Origin of the sequence: Myroides odoratus (assembly GCF_965118575.1) — a bacterium.
GTDB classification, from domain to species: Bacteria; Bacteroidota; Bacteroidia; order Flavobacteriales; family Flavobacteriaceae; genus Flavobacterium; species Flavobacterium odoratum_B.
Window position 1 is genome coordinate 1 of the sequence record NZ_CBCPHW010000034.1, and the last position, 10,331, is coordinate 10,331.

The 10,331-nt window shown below is 27.1% G+C and carries 7 protein-coding genes; 2 read left to right on the top strand and 5 right to left on the bottom strand.

The genetic code is table 11. From position 1 onward, the window contains the following. Window positions 1-427: 427 nt before the first annotated feature. From ACMHJ2_RS17415 to ACMHJ2_RS17435, 5 genes are all read right to left on the bottom strand, one after another. Entirely contained in the window at window positions 428-1,282 is an 855-nt protein-coding gene (locus tag ACMHJ2_RS17415; RefSeq protein ID WP_413514132.1) for an HNH endonuclease, read from the bottom strand. After that, entirely contained in the window at window positions 1,269-3,236 is a 1,968-nt protein-coding gene (locus ACMHJ2_RS17420) for an AAA family ATPase (protein ID WP_413514133.1), read from the bottom strand. The genes ACMHJ2_RS17415 and ACMHJ2_RS17420 overlap by 14 nt, the downstream gene beginning before the upstream one ends. Window positions 3,237-3,609: 373 nt before the next feature. Continuing rightward, window positions 3,610-5,721, bottom strand: coding sequence for a DEAD/DEAH box helicase (locus ACMHJ2_RS17425; protein ID WP_413514134.1), 2,112 nt, complete (start codon window positions 5,719-5,721; stop codon window positions 3,610-3,612). Between the two features lies 1 nt (window position 5,722). Beyond that, the gene (locus ACMHJ2_RS17430) at window positions 5,723-6,643 is read right to left on the bottom strand and encodes a DUF1837 domain-containing protein (RefSeq protein ID WP_413514135.1); all 921 of its coding nucleotides are present in this window, start codon (window positions 6,641-6,643) and stop codon (window positions 5,723-5,725) included. A 129-nt stretch (window positions 6,644-6,772) separates the two neighbouring features. Continuing rightward, complete coding sequence (locus tag ACMHJ2_RS17435) at window positions 6,773-8,944, bottom strand: hypothetical protein (protein WP_413514136.1); 2,172 nt, start codon at window positions 8,942-8,944, stop codon at window positions 6,773-6,775. A 676-nt stretch (window positions 8,945-9,620) separates the two neighbouring features. Here ACMHJ2_RS17435 and ACMHJ2_RS17440 point away from each other — a divergent pair. Then, the gene (locus tag ACMHJ2_RS17440; RefSeq protein ID WP_413514137.1) at window positions 9,621-10,055 is read left to right on the top strand and encodes a DUF3408 domain-containing protein; all 435 of its coding nucleotides are present in this window, start codon (window positions 9,621-9,623) and stop codon (window positions 10,053-10,055) included. Next, window positions 10,055-10,331: DUF3408 domain-containing protein (locus ACMHJ2_RS17445; protein ID WP_413514138.1), on the top strand; the 277-nt coding region annotated here is incomplete at its 3' end. The genes ACMHJ2_RS17440 and ACMHJ2_RS17445, both read left to right, overlap by 1 nt.

Consider the following 10,331-nt stretch of genomic DNA (forward strand, 5'->3'; position numbering starts at 1 on the left):
CAAATAAAACCAATCCCTCGCTACACTCGGTATTGTGCTTTTTTCTTTTCCAAAAGATACGCAGAAAGCGAGCTTTCCGTATCTTTTGGAAAAGAAAAAAACCGATAACTTTCGTTATCGGTTTTCTTTGCGGAGAAAGAGGGTTAGCCTCTTTTACTTCGTATGTCTTATAAATCGGGATGTTCACTTTTTTGAATTGTTGTGCACACCTTATTCGGAAAGTTTTAAACTATGATTAGAATCGTTCGATTCGTGAATCAAATATACTGTTTGTAAATTAATTTCGTGACAAAAGAACAATTTTTAATTTATCTTTAAAACCTCGTATTTTATCAATACAATATTAATGACAAGGGATCTTATGTACTGTTTGCCTCTATCAATTGTCTAAATGTTTCGCGTTTCGTTTACTTTCTTTTAATCAATTCTATTTTATTTTTAATTGTTGTAATATGTCTTTTGTTAATTTCGACAAAGGTCGGTTTTCGTGTTCTGTATTTTCAAGATAATTTCCCCAAATAAATCGATCAATATCGGCTTCTTGTTTACCAAGCCCTTTGTATGAGGCAATTAATGAAACATAATAATTATGATTATATGCTTGTGCTTTGTCTATGATTTCTTTTACATAGTCAAGATGCTCATTATATAATTCTTTTAAAGCAAAAATTTCAATATTCTGATTTGTGGCTGAAAAGGCAATTTCAACATCTTTTTCTAATGCCCAATTCAAAGATTCTTCATTTCCATTAATAGTTCTTAATCGAAATTTGAAACCATCATCAAATCCTTCTAAATATGGATTTTGATCTATTGTATCATTTGATTTTGTATGATTACAAGTAGGGCAAGCTGGTATTAAATTATAAAATGATAAAGCTAAATATGGGTGTGAAGCTTTTGGGTAAAAATGATCAAATTCTGGGCGAATATTTTTTGTACCTTTTTGTATTGTAAAAATGTATTGACGATTACAATATGGACAGGTATTTACTTTAAGTTGTTCGGCTAACCATTTTCCCGTTTTTTGATTATAAAACAATTCTTCATATTGTCCTGTCATATAAACCTTAAACGCATCAAATCCTGCTTGGTCTAGAGCGTTGAAATCATTGATGATCTTAATAAAATCTTTTGCTTCCGATTTAATAATTTTTTCTCTATTTTCTACCCAATAGTTTTGTATAGCATTGTTACTCTTCTTATTAAAACGTTTCTTTTGCAGTTCCTTAAAATATTCGTCAGCAATGACTGCCAAATTATTTCTTTCAATTTTTATCATTACTAATATTTTTTATTTCTTTTAACTCTTGTCGCAACTGTCGAACTTCATTTTTCAACTCAGAATATTCAACTGGTTTTAATTCATTATATTTTTTCAGTAATTGACTTTTTATAAACGGTTCTCCAACTAAAAGAATTTCATGAAATAAATTGTCTGTACATTCGCCTTTATGAAGTTTTGCAAACATTTCGTTGATTTTGTGTTTTGCAAAATCGCCAATTGGAACACCATTTAAGAAAAAGCCATTTTGCAAAAGCGTGTGAATGTTTGCTCCAAAAGTATCCTCTTGCATTTTGTCAGCAATGGTTTTTCCATATTCCAAAAATAGAACATTTTTTTTAGGAATGTCTGACAAAATGAATGGTGAATGAGTTGCTAATAAAATATTTACGCTTTCAATGTTGAATTGTAAATTTTGAATACTACGAATTAAATTATTAATAAACTGTCTCTGAAATTCAGGATGGAAATATAATTCAATTTCGTCTAAAATGATATTTATGTGGTTGTATTTTAATCGCCTTTGATTGCCTTTGATTGAATTTAAATTTCTTATGTGATAAAGAATAGTACTTACTGTGTAAACCAATTGCTTCTCTCCTGAACTGAGTTTAGAGAAAGAGTAAACTTCTTTGTTACTATCTTTTTCTTTTAATAATATGTCCACAATAAAACAATGAGGAGGAATTAAATCTATGTATCTCCATTTCCCATTATCTATGATCTCTCGAATAGATTGTGCAAAATCTTCAATAGTATACTGATTTTGTGAAAATTGTCTTAATTCCAAGAAGGCTAATGTTTGTCTAATTCTATAAGTTATATGACTTCTATCTTGGTCAATTTCATCTATTAAATTTTTAAGTATCTCATTTCTATTTTCATTTTTATTAAACACACGCATAGAAGATAATGCTTCAAAATTATTAAATGCATTATATTGAGCTACTTTTATTGTTTTATATGTAAGATATAATATAGCAACTTCATATTCTTGGTTGTTTTTATTTGTTTGCTTAAATTTATATTTACTCTTCCAAAAACTAATAATTTGATCTTTCAAATCTTCAAAAAATAATTCGTCTGTATAATTGCCTACATCCCTCCACTCTTTTTTTATTTTTTTCCATTTAGCTTCTACTTTCTCTTTATTTAAAGTTAGATTTAATGAATGGACAATATTTTTATCATTTATTTCTGTGAATAAGGCATTTTCTTCTTTTTTGTCGTTAAAAAACAGAGAAAGTAACCTATCTATTGCTAAATCATTTTCTCTTTTAATATCTATCGTTCCTTCATCTCTCATTGGATTTAATACAACAGGTGTTTGATAGCCATCGTTTTTATGAAAAATACCTCGAAGCCAACAATCTTTGTTAGCCTCATCCCATTCTTTTTCATAATCACGCGTATTGAATGCATGTAATGAATAATTCATTACAACAGTATAGAAAAAATGCTCACTCAAAATTTTCTTAGCATCTTTAAGATTGATCCATTTATCATTCTCATAGTGGTATAGAACAATGCTTTTCTCTTGTTGTTGTAATAAATAAAAGTCATTTCCAATGGAGAAATATAACTGAGCGTTAACACCTTTTACTGGAATAAGGTCCGCATCAACAGTATCCGATAATATTTTATGCGCAATGTTATTAATTAGTCGTAAAACAATGTCAATTAATGCACTTTTTCCACTACCATTTTTTCCGACAATGGCATTAATACTTATTGTTGGTAATTGAGTTGTTTTAATATTGAAAAAATCAGAATCTAAAGTTGAGTGATCCTTTAATAAAATTCTTAATTTTTCTGATTTTTCTATTGGAAGTAGTTTATATTCGTTGAAAAACAAATAAGGTTTTTTAGTATCTAAATTTTTCTTAATATGAGAAGCACACCCTTCAAGAATGTTTACTGCTATTATTTTTAATTGGCTTTTATATTGCATTTTTTGTTCTGTAGATTTACTAAATTATAATAGTTTTTTGTTTATTTTGTATAGATGAAATACTTATTTATGCATATCGCGGTCACTCTAAATAGGTTGTGTATTAATGGTATTGGGTGAAATATCAAGTGTATTGGCTATTTTTTGATTACGATAGCCATCTCTTATCGTTTTATAAATAATAAGATAGATGTTATTAATTTTCCAAAGTGGCACAGTTTGAACCAAAATTACTTTAAGAATTATTTTTAGTGGAACTAATCAAGCCATAATTTCCACCAATGCCTAATAGCATTTTTCTACGAGACTGTTGTCAATCTGTATGTTTATATTATACAAATCTCCACTTAGGTTAATTAATAGAATTCATACGTTAAAGTGAACCATCGTTATTTTTTCTTATTCCATCATAAAAATAGGTGATTATATATTTATCAAATTCGTCTAGTTCTTTTGTATTATTTAAAACATAGTTAACGCCAATTTCTGAAAATATTTGTATTGTATTATGAATATTTAATTCAGAATTATAGAAATTTATCACGTTAGAATGATGTATTTTTTTTGAAATCATTCTTGGTAATCCGTACTCTTCCAATTGATAAACAACTTTAGGTAAAAACGCATGTGAGCATAAAGTAATAAATCTTGAAATGTCGTAATTTTTATCAGTTAATATTCTTTTTTGTAATAAATTAATATCTTGTAAAAGAGCCGTGAATTTATATGTAACGTTTCTTTCTAGTTTGAAAAAATCATCTATTCCAATATCATAATCTTCTAATTCTGATAATAATTCGGGAATTGATTTACTCCAATTATATGCAAGTATTTTAATAAACTCTACAAATGTAAAATATGATGTTTCCCAATTTCCTGGTTGAAGTTTTATAATTTTATACAATAATCTATCCCAATCTTTTGGAACAAATTTATTTAAATAGAATAAACCATTCCATTCTTCAGGGTTCTGTACTAAATCAACAGCGATTAATTTAATTAATTCGGAGTTGCTTGACTGAAAAGCTGATTCTCCTTTTAATTCAGAATATATTTTAGCACCTATCAGGTTTGACATTTCGTCATTATGAGCTTTAAGTTTAGCAATTTGCTCATCTGTTAATAAACCTTGATAAGAACTTTCATCTAAATCACCAAGAATTTCCTCTGGAAAAGGAATGTCCAATTGTGTTTGTATTTCTTTCGGAGGTTGTTCTAATATATATATTTTACCTATAAAATGTTTAAACATTCTTCCTCCTCGTCCGATTATATTTTTATAAGTGAAATCATCTAATTTTGCAGAACCTTTCCTGTTTCTCCAAATAATAACATTTTCTGCAGATGTATTTACTCCTTCAATTATTGATGAAGTCGAAATTAAATTATTAATACCATTTTCTTCTTCAAATAATTTTACTTGGATTTGACTCAAAGATCTATGCAATCTTCCATTATGTATTCCAATATTTCTATTTATTAGTTTTGTTAAACTCCAATTTGAATCATAATTTTTAGATAACCAATTTGAAAATTGATTTAGTTTTTCATTTTTTGTAGGTTTATACGTTGTTAAAAATAAATTGGTTAAACTATCTATATTGGAATATGTTCCAGCGTAAATTAGTGTTTTACCATAATTTTTTTCTAAAATATTAAGTAGTGCTTCACTCTTTTCTTCATTAGAACTTATTTCTTTATATAAATCATGTTTTTCAAGATATACTGTATTAAAATCTAATTTAATAAATTCCATATCTTCTGTAAAAGGATTATTATCTAAAGAAGTAATATTTGGTGCCAAATAGTATTTCTGTTTCGATTTAGCTCCCAATTTTATCATTGCTCTTATTAAGCTAGGTGAACGTTCTTTGTCAAATGTACTACTTGCTTTGTAGAATTCATCTACAATTATTATATCAAATTGATCTACGACATTAATGTAATTGATAGCTCTTTCTTGAGGAAAAATAAAAATGTTTTTATCACTAAGCTCAACATCCGAGGTTGTGATAATTTTATATTCATGGGCAAATTTTTTATATAGACGTCTTCTCGTTTCGTCAGTTAATGCTATTGTAGGAACGATGATTAAAACATTTTTTGGTTTTTTAATCTTTATATATGCATCTATTACAAAGCTTTTACCAAAGCTTGTTGGAGCACTTACAGCAATGTTTTTCCCACTTAATAGACTTTTAAGTAAAAAAGATTGTTCCCTATGTAGTGTTAATGGTTTATTTTCACCAACATCGACTTTGAAAGCATTAAATATAAAGCGTTCTTGCCAATCTGATGTCTCTGGTTCTAAATAAGGAAATAGACCCGTTTCTCTGATTAGATGATTAACCAATGGGGTATAAGGTAAATTATTTTTTTTGTGGAAATCTAATAATTTAATTAATTCTTGTCTTGCTTGGTTTTCTTGTTCTTGAACAAGTAAGTTATTTATAACTTGACAGTTTTCAAATATATATTCAATCATATTAATCTCTATAAACTTGTGCTATTTGAATAAATTTGTCTACAATTGTTTTCTTATCGGCTATAGGGAATAAAACAATATGAAACTTTATTTCTTCATATAAATGGATGTCAGTGCATTTATGTATTTGCTTTTTAAAATATTCTGTTGCTCTCTCTTTATGATATTCAATCATTTTTTGTTTATAATTATCAGAATATATAGTTTCGTTTTTAGTTTCTTCACATTCGTATAAAAGTAAAATAGGAATATTTAATAAAGGTTTTATATTATCAATTGAAATATCTTGAGAAAGACTCTTTTTTATAGATTCTCGTAGGGAATCGTTAATTTCATCAAAATCATTTATATCACTTAGATTAGTTATAATACTATTTTCCTTTTTTATTTTCTCTAAACTAAGTGAATCTTTTACAGATTCAACAATTGTATCTAATCTTGCATTTTCAATGCTATTATAAAATTTTGATTCACCAAACCAAAGTGAAAAAGATACAGGAGATTCAATTACAATGTGAACACTATCAGAACCTTTAGCTTCATCTTTTTTATTTTGTTTATAAAATATTTTAGGAACGATAGGTAATGCTTTATAATGATACTTCATTATGCCGTATAAAACAATTTCTGCAATTTCACTTCCTCTGCCAATTGCGTCAGTAGCTTCAACAAGACGTAGTTTTTTTGCTGATTCCATAAGTATAGAACTTTCACCATCAGAAAGAAGAGCTTTTCTTTCACTGTGACTTAAAGCAGTCTCTTTAATATTATCCCAAATAAATTTTTGAAATTTGTCATATCGCCAATTACCATCCTCATAATCATTTAAAATTCCAACAACTCTCTTATTATTAGTCTGGGTTAAGGTCATGTCTTGTTTAAGATTTTCAAAAAAATCATTTACTATTACTTCAAATTTCATGTGTAGTTTAGTTTATAATTATGTTAAACGTAGCTAGGCTTTTAGCTGTGATGGAGATTGAAAATAAAATTTTAATATTTTCCTAAATTAACTATTGACAAAAAAAACATAATATCAGCTTGGCATATTTTAGATTAATATTGTTTTAGTATTATTATACAACTTCTTTAAGTGGTCATTTGACATATCTAAAATTGGTTCGTACATAAATGAATTAAGGTGTATATTTTCAGGTGTCATTAAGTTGATTTGTTCTAATAAAATTATTTCATCTAATTTTGAAGGAAATTCATTTCTGAATTTTTTAGTTAGTTCATAAGTTTGATTTTTAGTAATTGAGTTCCAAAAAGTATGGTCATTAATTTGTCTAATCATATAATCTTCCGATTTTAACCTTATAGCCATAGCTAACACAATTTTATTTTCTAGTTCAACTATTTCATTTGTATCTTCATATATAGTATCGGCAGTTTCGTATATTAGGTTAATTACTAATTTACTTTGATTAGGTAATGACAATGTTGTTTTGTCAACTAAATTCCGTTTGAAAATTGTTTCAATGTCCGATACTTTTATTGTTATAGTATCACTTTTAAAGTGTAGTAATGATGTTAAGCTAAGAAAATCAGCATTATTTCCAGAATATTCTGTTAGATTTCGGACAAACGGTATCGATGCTAAAAGCATAGCTTGGTCACTATCTAAATTTTCTTTCCAATATAGAAAAGGGTTGCCCTGATATTTTTCTTTAACCAATGTAATTCCACTTGCTGTTTTTATTGTGTTTAATTTATGTTTTCTTGACATATCTAAACGACTGCATATTGTTCTATGAAAGTCAAAATTGTGAGTAAGTATTATTTGGAAAAAAAATGGTTCTTCAGATATTTCTTTAAGATACTCAACAATTGCGTATTTGTTTTTGTAATCAAAAGAATCTGCTATATCATCAACAATAAACACAGTTTCTTGTCTTGATTTTTTTCTTGCACGAACTTCAAAAATTATATTTAGTAAATAAAACGCTCTGCGTTCTCCTTGACTCAACACGCTTAATAAAGCCAATTCATCAACATCTTTTGATTTATTTTGTAATTTATCATTAAAAATAAAAGTGAGGTTAGGTGATTCACTTTTTAAAATTACATCATCTTGATTGATTAACTTTAATTGAAAAGGAACAGAAAATCTTTTATTAAAAATTTCAATTACGTTTTTCCACTCTGTTTGTTCCGATTTTGCAACTTCAATGATTTGTTCTATTTCTTCTTTTCCTTTTTTATATTCTTCGAGTAATTCATTTACTAATACTTTTTGTTCAATAAAATATGAATACCAAATTTCTTTTTTGAAATTATCAAGATCAACTAAATTATTTAATATACTTTTATTTTCAAAAAGATATTCTCGAAATTCTTTTAATTGAGTATTTGATAATTTATTGTCAATTTCATTAAATTTTTTTTGTATCTCTTCATCATTAAGAACCGAGTCAAGTTCCTTCTTAATCAGTTCTTGAAAATCATTTTCAGAAGTTATTATATCATTATTAGTCCCATTAAAAAGATTGACAGAATGATTTGCCTTAAAAAAACCGTTACTTTTTAATGATTTTTGAATATCAGAAGCATTAGAGTGATTAAATCCTTTCTGAAGATATTTAGATGATTCTATTAAAGTATCATATCTTTCAATATAATCTTTAATCTGACGTTTAAAGTCTTTTGTATTTAAAAAACTAAGTACTTTATCGTCATAAATTTTTGAATATATTATTGATGAATATGGGTGATCTGTACGTTCAGAAATAAGGTTTTCTAATGATAATAAAATTTCAAAGAAAGATTTGTTGTCAAATATTTTAGAAAGTTCAGATTCGACAGTTATAACTCTGCCTGTTAATCCTGAAAGTTGTTTTAACTTTGTAATTAACGTTGTTTTTTCTTTATCTATTTGTTTAAGTATTTCTTCATATCGATCTTTTAATGTTTGATTAACTAAAAGGGTTGAAGCTTGTTCAGATCTATAATTTTCTACATAAGGTTCAATTACAAATATTTGATTAGAGTTTAAAACGGTATTTGTTTCATCTTTTATTTCTCTTATTGTAACTTGTTCTGTAAAGATGTTATCTTTTGTTTCTTTCCCCAAACTAAAGTCTTTGAATGTTTTCGCAAAACTTGTCTTCATTGTGCCATTTGGTGCATATAAAGAGAAAACTTTTTTAGAAGAAAAGTCAAAATCTTCTTCAAGTTTTTTTATACCATAACAGTGTTCAAATTTTATTTTTAATAATCTCATTGTTCTTTTTTGTCTTTCTTTAATTATACAGTAACATTCTTTTTTAAAAAAACAACATAGCTTCGTAAAACCTACTTACATGAATATTTAAGATAACATAACTCTAATACATTTAGTTTTTTTTAAATCAAATATTAACTTATTTTATATATTAAATAATTAAACGGAATTGTTTTTATCTTCAAACATATTAAAACTTCTCTTAATTATATTACGGAAATCCGTAAACCTCTCAATATTTTGAGTTAAGGCTCTATTTTAATCAAAAAACTATCGACTTCGGAGTAGTTTTCTAGCTCTCTGCAAGAGCAAGTCGTTTTGATGGCACAAACGTAGTTTCGAGTGCCTCAAAACATAACTTGCTGTGATCTTTCGATTACTAAATCCACCTATTTTACAAAGTAAAATCTACAGTGATTTCATATTAAGAAATCACTTACTATTTGACACTAAAGAGCCAAGTGTAACCTTAAAACTCCATTTAAAGTTTTCAAACTGTATATATATTTCCTTTGCTGTAAGATAGTAAAGTAAGTTTTGCAATTGTCTTTTAATTAGCGCTTTAAAACTGTTTTAAAATAATCTTGGTGTAAAAACTTACAAGAGTAAATTTTTCGACAAGTTAAAGCTTACAACTATCCATAATGTAAAATGTAAACCTTTAAAAATGTACAATATGGGAACAGTAAACCAACCATCAAAAAAAAACAGTCAAAATGAATTAGTCGATGAAGACTATCTTATGAATATCATGAGTGGTGATATAGAAGTTAAGTCTGTAGAACAAGTTAAACCTATCGTAGAAGAAAAAGAAGAACCTCTAATCCAAGAAGAAGCGACAAAAGTCAAAGAGAAGAAACCTAAGAAAGAAGTAGTAACTGCTAAATACCAAGAGCTTTTTCTACTTAATGAATTTCCATCAACAAGAGCAGGAAAGGTTGTTTATATCCGACCTGAGTATCACGAAGTATTACTTCGTATAACGCAACTAGCTAAAGAAGAAAAAACAACGCTTTACTCTTATTTAGACAATATCTTAAAGCAACACCTACAGCAGTATAACTCTGAAATTACCCAATATTTTAATGACAAATTTAAACCTATTTTATAATGGGAAAACTTAATCAATTAAGAGAATCAGCTCAAGTACAAACGACTAAGAGTATAGAGAATTATGTAGATACTTTTTTAAAAGAAGTATCTACTAAAGCAAAAGATGGTAAAACGGTCTATATTCGCCCAGAGTTCCATAAGAAGTTAAACCGTATAGTTCAAGTAATAGGGGAAAATAAGGTATCTGTCTATACTTATCTAAATAATCTATTAGAACATCATTTCAATGAATTTGAACAGCAGATTACTATAAGTTTTAATGAAAAAAATAAAC